This window comes from Pantoea sp. X-Soil-ISGK-421 (genome assembly GCF_059730785.1).
The window spans coordinates 1,438,888-1,453,710 of sequence record NZ_AP035979.1; the positions used below are offsets into that span (position 1 = coordinate 1,438,888).

12 protein-coding genes are annotated in these 14,823 nt (G+C 54.6%); 11 read left to right on the forward strand and 1 reads right to left on the reverse strand.

Annotated features, from left to right (window positions below; all coding sequences use genetic code 11):
- The 4 genes from AC6I8K_RS06615 (at nt 1) to AC6I8K_RS06630 (ending at nt 3,236) form a co-directional block, all read left to right on the forward strand.
- Nucleotides 1-1,218 carry a winged helix-turn-helix domain-containing protein gene (locus AC6I8K_RS06615; RefSeq protein ID WP_483817114.1) on the forward strand — a complete coding sequence of 406 codons (1,218 nt, stop codon included), beginning with the start codon at nt 1-3 and terminating at the stop codon, nt 1,216-1,218.
- A gap of 90 nt (nt 1,219-1,308) precedes the next feature.
- Nucleotides 1,309-1,491, forward strand: coding sequence for a Trm112 family protein (locus AC6I8K_RS06620; protein ID WP_007887424.1), 183 nt, complete (start codon nt 1,309-1,311; stop codon nt 1,489-1,491).
- Nucleotides 1,488-2,237 (forward strand): 3-deoxy-manno-octulosonate cytidylyltransferase, encoded by a 750-nt coding sequence (kdsB, locus tag AC6I8K_RS06625; protein WP_049851021.1) that lies wholly within the window; start codon nt 1,488-1,490, stop codon nt 2,235-2,237. The genes AC6I8K_RS06620 and kdsB overlap by 4 nt, the downstream gene beginning before the upstream one ends.
- Before the next feature lie 105 nt (nt 2,238-2,342).
- Nucleotides 2,343-3,236: a YcbJ family phosphotransferase gene (locus AC6I8K_RS06630; RefSeq protein ID WP_064740752.1), complete on the forward strand. Its 894-nt coding sequence runs from the start codon at nt 2,343-2,345 to the stop codon at nt 3,234-3,236.
- On the opposite strand, the gene elyC is transcribed toward AC6I8K_RS06630, so the two are convergent.
- Complete coding sequence (elyC, locus tag AC6I8K_RS06635; RefSeq protein WP_483817116.1) at nt 3,216-4,001, reverse strand: envelope biogenesis factor ElyC; 786 nt, start codon at nt 3,999-4,001, stop codon at nt 3,216-3,218. The two genes, AC6I8K_RS06630 and elyC, sit on opposite strands and share 21 nt — an antisense overlap.
- Nucleotides 4,002-4,125: 124 nt before the next feature.
- On the opposite strand from elyC, the gene cmoM reads away from it, so the two are divergent.
- From cmoM to AC6I8K_RS06670, 7 genes are all read left to right on the forward strand, one after another.
- On the forward strand, nt 4,126-4,911 hold the full coding sequence (gene cmoM / locus AC6I8K_RS06640; protein ID WP_483817117.1) for a tRNA uridine 5-oxyacetic acid(34) methyltransferase CmoM: 786 nt from the start codon (nt 4,126-4,128) through the stop codon (nt 4,909-4,911).
- Nucleotides 4,908-6,230, forward strand: a complete 1,323-nt coding sequence (gene mukF / locus AC6I8K_RS06645; RefSeq protein ID WP_064740755.1) for a chromosome partition protein MukF — start codon at nt 4,908-4,910, stop codon at nt 6,228-6,230. Before cmoM ends, mukF begins: the two co-directional genes overlap by 4 nt.
- The gene (gene mukE / locus AC6I8K_RS06650) at nt 6,211-6,945 is read left to right on the forward strand and encodes a chromosome partition protein MukE (protein WP_483817118.1); all 735 of its coding nucleotides are present in this window, start codon (nt 6,211-6,213) and stop codon (nt 6,943-6,945) included. The genes mukF and mukE overlap by 20 nt, the downstream gene beginning before the upstream one ends.
- A complete protein-coding gene (gene mukB, locus AC6I8K_RS06655; protein ID WP_497826417.1) occupies nt 6,942-11,408 on the forward strand; it encodes a chromosome partition protein MukB in 4,467 nt (1,488 codons plus the stop codon). The genes mukE and mukB overlap by 4 nt, the downstream gene beginning before the upstream one ends.
- A gap of 156 nt (nt 11,409-11,564) precedes the next feature.
- Nucleotides 11,565-13,391, forward strand: coding sequence for a L,D-transpeptidase (gene ldtD / locus AC6I8K_RS06660; RefSeq protein WP_483817120.1), 1,827 nt, complete (start codon nt 11,565-11,567; stop codon nt 13,389-13,391).
- Nucleotides 13,392-13,578: 187 nt separating this feature from the next.
- Nucleotides 13,579-14,130 carry a peptidoglycan L,D-endopeptidase MepK gene (mepK, locus tag AC6I8K_RS06665; RefSeq protein WP_008102370.1) on the forward strand — a complete coding sequence of 184 codons (552 nt, stop codon included), beginning with the start codon at nt 13,579-13,581 and terminating at the stop codon, nt 14,128-14,130.
- Between the two features lie 36 nt (nt 14,131-14,166).
- Nucleotides 14,167-14,799 (forward strand): MBL fold metallo-hydrolase, encoded by a 633-nt coding sequence (locus AC6I8K_RS06670; RefSeq protein WP_497826418.1) that lies wholly within the window; start codon nt 14,167-14,169, stop codon nt 14,797-14,799.
- Nucleotides 14,800-14,823 lie beyond the last annotated feature (24 nt).

The window sequence follows — 14,823 nt, forward strand, 5'->3', positions numbered from 1 at the left end:
ATGAACCTCGTTACTTCCCTGTCGTTACAAACCGCTCGTCATCTCCATTTGGCCGCACAAGGACTGTTACGTCCTTTGGGCCGCCGTGCGCGCTATGCCGACATTCATGATACTGTTCGCCAGATGTCCCTGCTGCAAATCGATACCATTAATGTGGTGGCTCGCAGTCCATATCTGGTGCTATTTAGCCGTCTTGGTGCTTACCCGGCTAATTGGCTGGAAGAGACGTTGTCATCGGGCGCACTATTTGAATATTGGGCACATGAAGCCTGTTTTATCCCCTTTGAAGATTATCCATTGCTGCGCCATCGCATGCTCGAGCCACAGCGACTGGGTTGGAAGTACAATCAACAGTGGGTAGAGGAACATCAACAGGAAATCACTGACCTTCTGCAACACATCTCCACCCATGGTCCAGTGCGAGCCGCTGATTTCAGCCATGATAAACAGACCAAACCGGGTTGGTGGGCGTGGAAACCGCATAAGCGTCATCTGGAAAACTTGTTCAGTGCCGGTCAGTTAATGGTGGTGGAGCGGCGTAACTTCCAGCGGGTATACGATTTGCACAGTCGTGTGATGCCGGACTGGATTGATGAACAGCATGCGCTGAGTGAACACGATGCGGTCATCAAGATGTTAAGTCACAGTGCGCGCAGCCTCGGCATTTTCCGGGGCAGTTGGTTAGCGGATTACTATCGCCTTAAACGCGCACCGATCAAACCGTGGCTTGCTGATGCGGCAACGCGCGGAGAGATTGTTCGCGTTGAGGTTGAGCAACTGGGCGAAATGTGGTTACACCATGCCTTATTGCCGCTGCTGGAAAAACCGCTTTCGGCCACGCATACCACGCTGTTATCGCCTTTTGATCCGCTGGTATGGGATCGTCGTCGTGCGCTGGAACTGTTTAATTTTGATTACCGCATTGAGTGCTATACCCCAGCAGAGAAACGCAAATATGGTTACTTTGTCCTGCCGGTCTTGCACCGCGGCTTATTGAAAGCGCGCATCGACGCTAAAATGGAGCGTCAGGCGCAGCAATTAGTGATTCGAGCATTCTGGCTGGAAGAGGGCACACGCGTCAGTAACGCTTTCCTCAATGATGTACAAAAAGCCCTTAATCGCTTTGCCGAGTGGCAGGGTGCCAAAGAAGTGATTATCGAAAATGCGCCTGCTAAATTGCGGGCTGTCTGGTCAAATCGCTGGTCGATTGGCGGGTAAAGCCGCACGATGTCCGGCTTGAGTGCCTCATAAACGCACACGCTATTATGATATGCTAACCGCCTGAATCGGTCCTGAAAGGAGAAGATTATGGATCACCGTTTACTCGAAATCGTTGCCTGCCCGGTATGCAACGGAAAACTGTATTTCAACAAAGAGCAGCAAGAATTGATCTGTAAACCGGATGGCCTGGCTTACCCGGTACGTGACGGTATTCCCGTGCTGCTGGAAGTTGAAGCGCGTACGCTGTCTGTTGAAGAGATTCATCCATGAGTTTTGTTGCCATTATTCCTGCGCGTTACGCATCAACGCGTCTGCCCGGCAAACCGCTGGTGGATATCCAGGGGAAACCAATGGTGTTGCACGTGATGGAACGCGCTCGTGAATCGGGCGCCGATCGTGTGATTGTCGCGACCGATCATCCGGATGTGGCGGCGGCGGTAACGGCGGCGGGTGGCGAAGTGTGCATGACGCGCGTAGATCATCAATCCGGTACTGAGCGTCTGGCAGAAGTGATCGAGAAGTATCAGTTTGCTGATGACACTATCATCGTCAACGTGCAGGGCGACGAGCCAATGATCCCGGCGGAAATCGTACGTCAGGTGGCAGGTAATCTGGCGCAGTCCGAAGCGGGTATGGCGACGCTGGCAGTGCCGATCACCGATGCAGAAGAAGCCTTTAACCCGAACGCGGTGAAAGTGGTGATGGACGCCAAAGGTTATGCGCTGTACTTCTCACGTGCCACCATTCCGTGGGATCGTGAGCGTTATGCCCGCTCACGCGAGCAGATCGGTGACACGCTGCTACGCCACATTGGCATTTACGCCTATCGCGCCGGTTTTATTCGCCGCTACATTGCGTGGGAACCCTGCCCGCTGGAGCACATTGAGTTGCTCGAACAACTGCGCGTGCTGTGGTACGGTGAAAAAATCCACGTCGCGGTGGCAAAAACAATCCCTAGTGTTGGGGTGGATACGCCGGAAGACCTTGAGCGAGTTCGCCTCGCTATGCAGGGATAATCTCCGACCGGCCAGCGGCTCTCGCTGGCCTTAACGTTTGATCTGGCGCTAAGTTTTGCGTCGCCATCACCTCCAGCATACCCCTTTGACATCGGAGGATATCGCATGGAACAGCTCCGTTCAGAACTTGCGTTGGTGCTTGGTGAAAGTATCAGCCGTCTTGAAACCATCAGCGAACAGAGGCACACGCGGCTGTATGCGCTTTATGATAACGCCGGTAAACCCATGCCGCTGGTGGCAAAGTATTTTCGTCACCAGGGACGCGCTGCGCTGGAAGCCAAAAAGCTCACCATGCTGGGTCATGATGGCTTAGTCGCCGTGCCTGCGGTGTTTGGTCTGGTGCTTAGCCAGCAAAAGCCGGTGCATGAGATGTTGCTGATGGCGCGGTTTAACGGCGTGTCAGCGGAAGCGCCTGCTCGCAGCGCAGCTCGCTGGGAACAGCTTTGTGAACAGATTGTGGAAGGCGTGCTGGCCTGGCATCGCATCGACAGCCATGGCTTAGTCGGCAGTGTAGACAGTGTGCAGGAAAATAGCTGGCCCGCGTGGTATCGCCAAAGAGTGGAAGTATTGTGGTCAACGCTGGGTTATCTGTCCCCGCCGTTTTTCACGCTAGAAGATCGTCAGATTCTGTTTCGTAGCCGCCAGCTTTTACCTCGTCTGTTTAATGGCTTTGACGATCCTTGCGTGTTGATGCATGGCAATTTGCGCTTAGCCAGTATGCTGAAAGAAGCCCATAGCGATCAGCTGATTGCGATGATGCAGCCAGGCAACATTCTCTGGGCTCCGCGGGAATACGATCTCATGCGATTGGCAGATAGCGGGGCAGAAGCATCACTGCTACAGCACTATTTGCAGCGTGCGCCAGTGGCAGAAGGTTTCCTCTGGCGACGCTGGTTGTATCAGCTGTGGGATTGCATCGACACGCTGGTCAGCAGCGGGCAATTTGACCGTCCGCGCTTTGATCACGCCCGTGAACAATTACTCCCCTGGCTGGGTTGAGGTGAGATCATCACCGCGCAGCTTTTGCCAGGCCTGTCCTAGCATTTCATAGATAGCGCGTTCACTGTGTGCGAGCCACAGCGATGACGGAATGGCGCGTTCCCACCCGTTCAACGGCGATGTCACCGCCAGTTGATTAGCCGGCGCGGCCAGCGGATTCATACCGGCACTTTGGAAGAAATGCATGGCACGCGGCAAATGGTTGGCCGACGTCACCAGCAAGAACGGATGTTGCCCAATTGTTTGCTTCACCGCGCGTGCTTCACCAACCGTATCTCGCGGCTGATCCAACTGAATAATCGCTTCTGGCGGCACGCCAAGACTCTCCGCGACTTCTGCCGCCACGCTGGCGCTGCTACGTGGATTTTCGCCTGCCGCTGCGCCAGTAAAGATCATTTTCGCCTGCGGGTAGCGCCGCCACTGACGTACGCCTTCTGCCACGCGCGGCAAACTATTGTTTATCAAATTTGAACTTGGCGCCCAATTCGGATTGAAGGTATAGCCGCCGCCGAGCACCACGATATAATCGACCGGCTCGTTACCGTTCCAGGTGGGATAATGATTTTCCAGCGGTGACAGCATGCGATCGGCAACCGGCTGCAGGCTCAAAACCAGCAGCAGCAGCCAACTGGAAGAGATAAGGATTTTGCCACTTTTTTGCCAACGGCTGAACCAGAGCAGCAAAAGTCCTGCCGCCATCAGTAATAACAGCAGCGGTAAAGGCAGCAACATCCCGCCAATGACTTTTTTAAATGCGAAAAACATCGAATAGGGTCTCTTTTGTCCGAAAAAACAGCAGCCAGACGGTTACTGCGGCATGAAAGGTTCATTCTTGTTGAGCCTGTGACAAAATAGCACAAGTTGAATGCAGCAAAGCGGAGCCATCATCATGCAGGATCGTAACTTTGACGATCTGGCGGACAAATTCTCACAGAACATTTATGGCACGCGCAAAGGGCAAGTGCGCCAGGCGATTGTCTGGGACGAGCTGGAAGCCCTGTTACCGTCATTGCCTGTCGGGCCCTTACAGGTGCTGGATGCCGGTGGCGGCGTGGGACAAGTCTCAAGCGGTCTGGCGGCGCGCGGTCATCAGGTTGTACTGTGCGATCTTTCTGCTGAGATGCTGAAGTTGGCGGAAGCCCATGCGCTCGCAGCGGGTGTGAGCCACAACATGCAATTCAAACAAATTAGCGCTCAGCAGGTGGGCGAACATTTGGATACGCAGGTTGATCTGGTATTGTTTCACGCGGTGTTGGAATGGGTGGCGCAGCCAGAAGAAGTGCTGCAAGCGCTGTGGCACACGCTCAAGCCCGGCGGTGTGCTGTCGTTGATGTTTTACAACGCGCACGGCTTAACCTTCCGCACTCTGACGCTCGGCAATTTCGGCTATATGCGCGCCAATATGAGCAAACGCAAAAAGCGCACGCTGTCGCCGGATTTCCCACGCGATCCTGATGACGTGACGCGCTGGCTGAAAAACTGCGGATTTGACATTGAACGGCGTGCGGGCATTCGCGTCTTCTGTGATTACATGAAGCCGCAACCCGGCGCAGGGAAGAGCGTTGAGGAAATCATTGAGATGGAACGGCGTTTCTGTCGCCAGGAGCCCTTTTTAAGTTTAGGGCGCTATATCCACGTGACCGCGCGCAAACCCAGTCAGAAGGATCAACTATGAGCGAATTTTCCCAGACGGTCCCCGAATTGGTGGCATGGGCGCGCAAGAACGATTTTTCGCTTGCGCTGCCGGTAGAGCGTCTGGCCTTTTTGCTGGCCATCGCCACCTTAAACGGTGAGCGCATGGACGGCGAGATGAGTGAAGGCGAGCTAATTGACGCGTTCCGTCACGTTAGCAAAGCTTTTGAACAAACCCACGAAACCGTGCAGGTACGTGCCAACAACGCCATCAACGACATGGTGCGTCAGCGCTTGCTTAACCGCTTTACCAGCGAACTGACGGAAGGGCATGCCATTTATCGTCTGACGCCGCTCGCTATCGGTATTACCGACTATTACATCCGCCAGCGCGAATTCTCCACGTTGCGCTTGTCAATGCAGTTATCGATCGTGGCGCAGGAGTTGAAGCGTGCCGCAGATGCTGCCGAAGAAGACGGTGACGAATTCCACTGGCATCGCAACGTATTTGCGCCGCTGAAATATTCGGTGGCAGAAATTTTCGATAGCATCGACATGACGCAGCGTCTGATGGATGAGCAGCAGCAAGCGGTGAAAACCGACATTGCCGACCTGCTTAACAAAGATTGGCGCGCGGCGATCTCCAGCTGTGAAATGTTGCTGTCGGAAACCTCCGGTACACTGCGCGAGCTGCAGGATACGCTGGAAGCGGCGGGCGATAAATTGCAGGCCAACCTGCTGCGTATTCAGGACGCGACGCTGAGCAGCCCGGATTTAGGTTTTGTCGATAAGCTGGTGTACGACCTGCAAAACAAATTGGATCGCATCATCAGTTGGGGCCAGCAGGCAATCGACCTGTGGATTGGCTACGACCGTCACGTGCACAAGTTTATCCGTACCGCTATCGACATGGATAAGAACCGCGTCTTTGCACAGCGTTTACGCCTGTCGGTGCAAAATTATTTCGACCAGCCGTGGGCGCTGACCTACGCCAATGCCGATCGTCTTTACGATATGCGCGATGAAGAGATGACGCTGCGTAATGACGAAGTGATGGGCGAGCTGCCGCCGGAAATGGAATACGAAGAGTTTAATGAGATTCGCGAACAGCTGGCCGCAATGATCGAAGAGGCGCTACTGATTTATAAGCAGGAACAAAAGCCACTCCATCTTGCCACGGTGATGCGCGACTATCTGTCGCAGTATCCGCGCGCGCGCCACTTTGATTTGGCGCGTATTGTCATCGATCAAGCCGTGCGACTCGGCGTGGCCGAAGCTGATTTAGCCGGTCTGCCTGCGCAATGGCAGGCCATTAATGATTACGGAGCCAAGGTGCAGGCACATGTCATCGACAAATATTGAACAAGTGATGCCAGTCAAACTGGCATTGGCTCTGGCAAACCCGATTTTCCCGGCGCTCGATAGCCAGTTACGCGCGGGTCGCCACATTGGCATTGAAGAGCTGGATAATCACGCCTTCCTGATGGATTACCAGGAATATCTCGAAGAGTTTTACACGCGCTATAACGTTGAGCTGATCCGCGCGCCGGAAGGCTTCTTCTATCTGCGTCCGCGTTCAACCACCTTGATCCCGCGCTCGGTATTGTCCGAGTTGGACATGATGGTCGGCAAGATTCTTTGCTATCTCTATCTCAGCCCGGAACGTCTGGCGAATGAAGGGATTTTTACCCAGCAAGAGCTGTACGACGAACTGCTGTCGCTGGCCGATGAGAGCAAACTGCTCAAGCTGGTAAATCAGCGCTCCACCGGTTCCGATCTCGATCGTGCCAAGCTGCAGGAAAAAATGCGCGCGTCGCTGAGCCGCCTGCGTCGTCTTGGCATGGTGTGGTTTATGGGTAACGACAGCAGTAAATTCCGCATCACCGAATCGGTATTCCGCTTTGGTGCTGACGTGCGCAGCGGTGATGATGCGCGTGAAGCGCAGCTGCGCCTGATCCGTGACGGTGAAGCGATGACGCTGGAAAGCGCGCCAGCTGCGACAGAAACCGATGAATCAGATAACGATATTGACGCTGAAAGCGACGCGAGTGACAACGCGGAGGATGAACAAGCATGATTGAACGCGGTAAATTTCGTTCGCTAACGCTGATCAACTGGAACGGCTTCTTTGCCCGTACTTTTGATCTCGATGAGTTGGTGACCACGCTGTCAGGCGGTAACGGTGCAGGTAAATCCACCACCATGGCCGCTTTCGTTACGGCAATGATTCCTGACTTAACGCTGCTGCATTTCCGTAATACCACCGAAGCGGGTGCCACTTCCGGTTCGCGTGATAAAGGCCTGCACGGCAAACTGCGTGCTGGCGTCTGTTATTCGGTGCTGGATGTGGTCAACTCTCGCCATCAACGCGTGATAGTGGGTGTACGTCTTCAGCAGGTGGCAGGGCGCGATAAAAAAGTCGATATCAAACCATTCAGTATTCACGGCTTGCCGAGCGATTCACAGCCTACCGATATGCTGACCGAAGTCCTCAATAACCGTCAGGCGCGCGTTTTGCCGCTGACGGAAGTGAAGGAACGTGTCGAAGCGCAGGAAGGCGTACAGTTCAAACAGTACAACTCTGTAACCGATTATCACTCGGTGCTGTTTGAACTCGGCGTGGTGCCACGTCGTCTGCGTAATGCCAGCGATCGCAGCAAATTCTATCGTCTGATCGAAGCCTCGCTGTATGGCGGTATTTCCAGCGCCATCACCCGATCGCTGCGCGATTACCTGCTGCCCGAAAACGGCGGCGTGCGCAAAGCTTTCCAGGATATGGAAGCTGCGCTGCGTGAAAACCGCATGACGCTGGAAGCCATTCGCGTTACGCAGTCGGATCGCGACCTGTTTAAACATCTGATTTCTGAAGCTACCAGCTATGTTTCCGCTGACTACATGCGCCACGCTAACGAGCGTCGCCTTCACCTTGATGGCGCGTTGCAGCTGCGTAATGAGCTTTTTACCAGCCGTAATCAGCTCATTTCCGAACAGTATCGACATATCGAAATGGCGCGCGAGTTGTCCGAGCACAACGGTGCCGAGAGCGATCTGGAAAGCGATTATCAGGGTGCCAGCGATCATCTCAATCTGGTGCAAACTGCGATGCGCCAGGCGGAAAAGATCGAGCGCTACGATGCCGATCTGGAAGAACTGACCTATCGTCTTGAAGAGCAGAACGAAGTTGTTGCCGAAGCGCGTGAAGTGCAGGAAGAGAACGAAGCGCGCGCCGAAGCGGCTGAAGTTGAGGTGGATGAGCTGAAAAGCCAACTCGCTGACTTCCAGCAGGCGCTTGATGTGCAGCAGACGCGTGCCATCCAGTATCAGCAAGCCTTACAGGCATTGGAGAAAGCGCGTACGCAGTGCCAGCTGCCCGATTTAACTATCGATAATGCCGCTGAATGGCAGGAAACCTTCCAGGCGCGTGAAGAAGAAGCGACCGAACGTCTGCTGCGTCTCGAGCAGAAACTGAGCGTCGCCGAAGCGGCACACAGCCAGTTCGAGCAGGCGCTGACATTAGTCACGAGCATTGCGGGTGACGTCGGTCGTCAGGATGCGTGGCAAGTGGGCCGTGAATTACTGCGTGATGCCAGCAATCAGCGTCATCATGCCGAACAACTCTCCTCGCTGCGTCTGCGCCTGAATGAATTGGAAACGCGTCTGCGCGAGCAACATGATGCTGAGCGTCTGCTGGCGGATTTCTGCAAACGTCAGGGCCAGCAATACGATGCGGATGCGCTTGACGGTTTGCAGCGTGAACTCGAAGCGCAGATTGAACAACTGAATGAGAGCGTAGCGGATGCCGGCGAACGCCGCATGTTGATGCGTCAAGAGCTGGAGCAACTGCGTGAGCGCATTACGGCGCTGACCGCCCGCGCGCCACACTGGCTGGCAGCGCAGGAGATCCTCACGCAACTGAGTGAGCAAACCGGCCAGGAGCTGACCAGCAGCCAGCAGATTACCGAATTTATGCAGCAACTGCTGGAGCGTGAGCGTGAAACCACGGTTGAGCGTGACGAACTGGCCGCGCGGAAGCGCGAAGTTGAACAGCAGATTGAACGTCTGAGTCAACCGGGCGGCGCGGAAGATGCTCGCCTGACGCAACTGGCGGAACGTTTTGGCGGCGTGCTGCTGTCAGAAATTTATGATGACGTTACGCTGGATGATGCGCCGTACTTCTCGGCGTTGTACGGTCCCTCGCGTCACGCCATCGTGGTGCCGGATCTGTCGCTGGTGCGCGAACTGCTCGACCGTTTAGACGAGTGCCCGGAAGATCTCTATCTGATTGAAGGCGATCCGCAGGCATTTGACGACAGCGTATTTAGCGTTGAAGAGTTGCAAAAAGCGGTAGTGGTAAAAGTGGCTGAGCGTCAGTGGCGCTACTCCCGCTTCCCCAAAGTACCGCTGTTTGGCCGCGCGGCGCGTGAAAATCAGTTGGAACTGTTGAACAATGAACGTGAACAGCTGGCCGAGCGTTATGCCACGCTGTCGTTTGATGTGCAGAAAACCCAGCGTTTGCACCAATCCTTTAGCCGCTTTATTGGTAGCCATTTAGCGGTAGCGTTTGATGAAGATCCGGAAGCGCAGATTCGTCAGCTCAACAGCCGCCGTGGCGAGCTGGAGCGGGCTTTAGCGCAGCATGAAAACGATAATCAGCAGCAGCGCGCACAGTTTGAGCAGGCAAAAGAGGGGGTCAGCCAGCTGAACCGCCTGTTGCCGCGCGTTAATCTGCTGCTCGACGACACGCTCGGCGATCGTTGTGAAGAGATCCGCGAGCGGGTAGAAGAAGCGCAGGAAGCCGCGCGTTTCCTGCATCAACACGGCAGCAAACTCAGCAAGCTGGAGCCGTTGATTTCGGTACTGCAAAGCGATCCGCAGCAGCACGATCAGCTGCAGCGCGATTATCAGCAGGCGCAGCAACAGCAGCGTGATGCGCGTCAGCAGGCGTTTGCGCTGACCGAGGTGGTGCAGCGCCGGGCGCATTTCAGCTATGAAAGTTCAGCTGGCATGTTGGGTGGTAACAGCGATCTCAATGAAAAATTGCGTCAGCGTCTGGAGCAGGCGGAAGGCGAACGCAGCCGCGCACGTGAACGTCTGCGTGGACATCAGGCACAGCTGACGCAGTATTCGCAAGTGCTGGCGTCGCTGAAAAGCTCTTACGACGCCAAACGCGACATGCTGAAAGAGTTGCAGCAAGAGATGCAGGATATCGGCGTGCATGCTGATGCCAGCGCAGAAGAGCGCGCGCGCATCCGTCGGGATGAGCTGTATAGCGCACTGAGCCACAACCGCGCGCGTCGCAACCAGTTGGAAAAACAGATCACCTTCTGTGAAGCAGAAATGGATAGCCTGCAGAAGAAACTGCGCAAGCTGGAACGCGATTATCACCAGATTCGTCAGCAGGTAGTGAATGCTAAAGCGGGCTGGTGCGCGGTGCTGCGTCTGGTCAAAGAGAACGGTGTTGAGCGTCGTCTGCATCGCCGCGAACTGGCCTATCTCAGCGGTGATGAGCTACGTTCCATGTCGGATAAAGCGCTCGGTGCGCTGCGTCTGGCGGTGGCGGATAATGAACATCTGCGCGATGTGCTGCGCATGTCTGAAGATCCGAAACGTCCGGAGCGTAAGATTCAGTTCTTTATCGCGGTGTACCAGCATCTGCGCGAACGTATCCGTCAGGACATCATTCGTACTGACGATCCGGTTGAAGCCATCGAGCAGATGGAGATTGAACTGAATCGCCTGACCGAAGAGCTAACGGCGCGCGAACAGACGCTGGCGATCAGTTCACGCAGCGCCGCGAACATTATTCGCAAAACCATTCAGCGCGAGCAAAACCGTATTCGCCAGCTGAACCAAGGTTTGCAGGCCGTGAGCTTTGGTCAGGTGCGCAGCGTGCGCCTCAACGTGAACGTGCGTGAAGCGCACTCCACGCTGCTGGATACGCTGTCGGAAGAGCATGAACAGCACCAGGATCTGTTTACCAGCAATCGCTTAACCTTCTCGGAAGCCCTGGCGAAACTTTATCAGCGCCTGAATCCGCAGATCGATATGGGCCAACGCACGCCGCAAACCATCGGTGAAGAGCTGCTCGACTACCGCAACTATCTTGAGATGGAAGTGGAGGTCAATCGTGGTACTGATGGCTGGCTGCGCGCGGAAAGTGGCGCACTTTCAACCGGTGAAGCGATCGGTACCGGGATGTCGATTCTGGTGATGGTGGTACAGAGTTGGGAAGAAGAATCGCGTCGTCTGCGCGGCAAAGATATTTCGCCGTGTCGTCTGCTGTTCCTCGATGAAGCGGCCCGTCTGGATGCGCGTTCTATCGCCACGTTGTTTGAGCTGTGCGAACGTCTGGAGATGCAGCTGATCATCGCAGCACCAGAGAACATCAGCCCGGAAAAAGGCACCACCTATAAGCTGGTGCGTAAAATGTTTAACAACACCGAACATGTGCATGTAGTGGGTCTGCGCGGCTTCTCAGCGGATTCCGCACCCGTGAAACAGGAAACGCCCGGGCTTGGTCTTGAAACGGAAAATAGCTAGCGCTAAATCTGGTTAAAAAACAGCGCTACGTTTAATCTGTAAGCGGCATCTGCACTTAAAGGCAGATGCCGTTTTTTATTCGTATACTCAACATTAAGAGTATGGTTGTACATAGCGATAACAGGGCGCTATGTCATTGGTGAGAAGGGGGCAGGGATGTTGCTAAACAATAAAAGCAAAATGAGTCGTGCTGCAGGAGTACTCGGTTTGTCACTGGTATTGTCACCGCTGGCGGTCAGCTATGCGGCTATCACCTCCACGCTGCCTCACTCCACGCACCGTTCGATGTCGGTTGCTGCCAGCCAGCAACAGATCCAGCAGGCGTTTAGCGCCACTGAACAACCCTTCTATCTGCCGGGCTTAGCCGGCATTTATGCTTCGCGCGATATGGCTCCGCTGTGGCAAGACCACGAAGCGGTGCAGGCTTTTCAGCAGCAGCTGGCGGAGGTGGCGCTCTCTGGCGTACAGCCGCAGTTCAGCCGCTGGGTGGAGCGTCTAACCAATCCCAATATTAAAGGTCTGGCGCGCGATATCGTGCTGAGCGATGCGATGCTCGGCTATCTGCAATTTGTCGCCAATGTGCCTTCGCAGGGTGAAACCTGGCTCTACAGCAACGTGCCTTACAAGCTGACGATGCCGACGCTGGCGGCGATTAATCAATGGCAGAACGCGGTCAACGCGGGCGGCAGCCGCACTTTCGTGGTTTCTCTACAGCCGCAACACCCTCAATACGCACCGATGCACAGCGCGTTGAAAACGTTGCTGACCGATAATCGCCCGTGGCCGCAACTGCGCGACAGTACCACACTGCGTCCGGGACAAATCAGCAATGATGTGCCTGCGTTACGCGAAATTCTGCAACGCACCGGCATGTTAACCGCCAGCCACAGCAGCACGCCTACGCCGGCGGAAGATGCGGTGCCAACCGCCCCGGTTCCGGTGAGTCAAAGCGATCAACCGGTAGCAGTGAGTCCGTCTGCCGCCAATTTTGATGATATTGATGCTGCTCCCGCTCTGGCCGCTTCACCTGAAGTGGCCAATAATGTTGCCGCTAATCCGACAGCCGTCGGCCCCAATGTGTATGACACCGCGCTAGTGGAGGGCGTTAAGCGTTTCCAGCATTGGCAGGGATTGGCCGATGACGGTGCGATTGGTCCGCGCACGCGCGAGTGGTTGAATGTACCTCCGCAGATGCGTGCATCGCTGCTGGCACTGAATATTCAACGTCTGCGCCTGCTGCCGGATGATATGCATAACGGCATCATGGTAAACATTCCCAACTACTCGCTGACCTACTACAACAATGGTGCCACCATTTTGTCATCACGCGTGATCGTCGGTCGTCCCGACCGCAAAACGCCGCTGATGCGCAGCGCGTTGAATAATGTGGTGCTTAATCCACCGTGGAACGTGCCAACTACATTGGTGCGTCAGGATATTGTGCCAAAGGTGAAGCAGGATCCGACTTATCTGTACAAGCACGGTTATACGCTGCTGTCCGGCTGGAGCGCGGATGCGGAAGTGATCGATCCCTCCATGATTGACTGGCGTATGGTGTCGGCGGCGAGCTTCCCGTATCGCATTCGTCAGGCGCCAGGCGCGACGAACTCACTTGGCCGTTACAAATTCAACATGCCAAGCTCAGATGCCATTTATCTGCATGATACGCCCAACCATACGCTGTTCCAGCGCGATATCCGTGCGCTCAGTTCAGGCTGTGTCCGCGTGAACAAAGCTTCCGAGTTGGCCGATCTGCTATTACAGGATGTGGGTTGGAATGACGGACGTATTTCGGACACGTTGAAAGAGGGGAATACGCGCTATGTACCGATTCGTCATCGTATTCCGGTCAACCTTTACTACTTAACCGCCTGGGTTGCTGACGACGGGCAACCGCAATATCGTACAGATATTTACAATTATGATAACCCCGCGCGATCTGGCAGTCAGGTGCTGAATAAAGCAGGTCAATTGCTACTCTAGTGATTGATTTGACTGTTCTCCTTTTACATTAAATTAACCAAGACCAGTCTCGAAAATTTGATTTTGAGCTGGTTTTGGCCTTCTGAATCATATTCCGGGTTGACTGAGTCTTAGGTGGACGTTACTGTTCGGCCTTGTGTACTTTTCGCACATATTTTATCCGCTTTAGATTAGGTAACCTCGCTTCATGGCTAATATTGATTCTCAACGTCGTCGATTACTCTTGATTGGAGGCGCAGCAGCAGGTTTATCACTGCTTCCTGGCTCCGCGCTGGCTTCGCTTTCCACCGCCCGCCCTCGAGTATTGACACTCAGTAACCTTCACACCGGTGAAACCCTTAAAACAGAGTTTTTTAACGGTAAGCGTTATGACAAGGATGAGTTAGCCCGCTTAAATCACTTCTTCCGTGATTATCGCGCCAATCAGGTGAAGAACATCGATCCGCATCTTTTTGACCAGCTTTATCGCCTGCAAACGCTACTTGATACGCGTAAACCAGTGCAGCTGATTTCCGGTTACCGCACGTTAGCCACTAACACCATGCTGCGTGAATCGGGTCCGGGCGTGGCGAAAAAAAGCTACCACACCAAAGGACAAGCCATGGATTTCCATATTGAGGGAATTTCGTTGAGCAATGTTCGCAAAGCGGCGTTATCAATGCGCGCTGGTGGTGTAGGATATTACCCGCGCAGCAACTTCGTACACATTGATACCGGGCCTGCAAGGCACTGGTCCTGATACCGGCAGCGCTGCGTGTGTCGGTCATGGAGCGCTATGAATTACCAAATTATCCCGGTTACCGCTTTTTCCCAGAACTGTTCAGTTATTTGGGATGACGAAACCCAACAAGCGGCATTAGTCGATCCTGGCGGCGATGCGGAAACCATCAAAGCCGTGTTGGCAGAACGTGGTTTAACGCCGTCGCAAATCCTGCTCACGCACGGACATCTCGATCATGTCGGTGCCGCCGCTGAACTCGCGGCACATTATCAGGTGCCGATTGTCGGCCCGCATCCGCTTGATGCTTTCTGGTTAGATAATCTGCCAACTCAAAGCCGCATGTTTGGACTACCCGAATGCGCACCGCTCACGCCCGATCGCTGGCTGGAAGAGGGAGAGACCGTGCAGGTGGGGAATGTTCATTTGGACGTGCTGCTTTGTCCGGGCCACACGCCGGGACACATTGTGTTCTTCGATCGCGCAGGGCGTCTTCTTATTTCAGGCGATGTGATTTTCAACGGCGGCGTTGGACGCACCGATTTTCCGCAGGGCAGTCACAGCGACTTAATCAATGCGATTAAAACCAAGCTGCTGCCGCTCGGCGATGATGTTATATTCGTGCCGGGTCACGGACCTATCTCAACGTTGGGTCGCGAGCGCATCAGCAATCCGTTCCTTCAAGAATAAAAAAATGGGCCTAAATGGCCCATT